At 32.5% G+C, this 1,057-nt stretch carries 2 protein-coding genes; one reads left to right on the top strand and one right to left on the bottom strand.

Features of this window, described 5'->3' with window-relative positions:
• The first annotated feature begins 284 nt into the window (after window positions 1-284).
• Window positions 285-641 carry a four helix bundle protein gene (locus F6K20_RS39630; RefSeq protein ID WP_287256594.1) on the top strand — a complete coding sequence of 119 codons (357 nt, stop codon included), beginning with the start codon at window positions 285-287 and terminating at the stop codon, window positions 639-641.
• 183 nt (window positions 642-824) lie between these two features.
• On the opposite strand, the gene F6K20_RS39625 is transcribed toward F6K20_RS39630, so the two are convergent.
• Window positions 825-1,057: Uma2 family endonuclease (locus F6K20_RS39625; RefSeq protein ID WP_287298604.1), on the bottom strand; the 233-nt coding region annotated here is incomplete at its 5' end.

The following is a 1,057-nucleotide window of genomic DNA, read 5'->3' as shown; positions in this document are numbered from 1 at the left end:
TAATTTATTTCCCCTTGCCCACCCTACAAAACTACAAAACTAAATTCTTCATTCTTCATTCTAAATTCTTCATTAGTTAATCCTGGTGGGCAAGGGGATTGGTCAACTTAAGGGCTCTAACCAATTTATTTCCCCTTGCCCACCCTACAAAACTAAATTCTTCATTCTTCATTCTTCATTCTTAATTCTTAATTCTAAATTCTAAATTATTCATTTTTATATTTATACATTTATTGATAAAGTAAACTAAAAGTAAATTCTTAAATTAGATCTGCTCCTCAAGAATGACAAAAAAAGATATACAAGAAAGAACGCTAAAGTTTAGCGTAAGAATAGTCAATCTCTGTAAATTTCTGAGACAAAATGGTGGAACTGGATATGATTTAAGCAAACAATTAATCCGCTCTGGAACAAGTATTGGAGCAAATGTTGAGGAAGCACAAAATGCAGAAAGTAAACGAGACTTTATTCATAAAATGAGTATATCCCTCAAGGAAGCTAGAGAGACCAATTATTGGTTGAAAATCTTAATCGCCACCGAGAAAAACCTAGAACCAAGATTGCTGTCTTTACTCAATGAATCCAACGAATTAATTTCTATTATTCATGCAATTATTAAAAACACTAAGGCTCAAAACTAATTCTATAGTAATTATCAAACTGATGAGGTACAAATTTATGGATTTTAGGGAACAAGGAATAGGTAATAAGCAAACAAAATCTCTGTACATCATAGCTATGATAAACGCTATAAATAAATTCTAAATTCCCAATTCTAAATTCTAAATTCCCAATTCTAAATTCTAAATTCCCAATTCTAAATTCTACATTCTAAATTCTACATTATGATAAAAGTTGACACTTTCGAGGGTAAAGGTATCCCCTTTTTCATAGGGATAAAGTACCCAAAACCCTTGCTGATTACGCCTAAAGCACTCTACTCCTATTGTCTCTGACTGGATTAGAACATACTCTTGCAAGGTTTTTAGCTTACGGTATTTGGCAAACTTATTCCCCCGGTAGTATGCCTCTGTAGAGGGTGAGAGCACTTCTACAA

Origin of the sequence: Moorena sp. SIO2C4 (assembly GCF_010672485.1) — a bacterium.
GTDB classification, from domain to species: domain Bacteria; phylum Cyanobacteriota; class Cyanobacteriia; order Cyanobacteriales; family Coleofasciculaceae; genus Moorena; species Moorena producens.
Note: the sequence above shows the minus strand (reverse complement) of the source record. Positions and strands in the feature narration are given on the sequence as shown.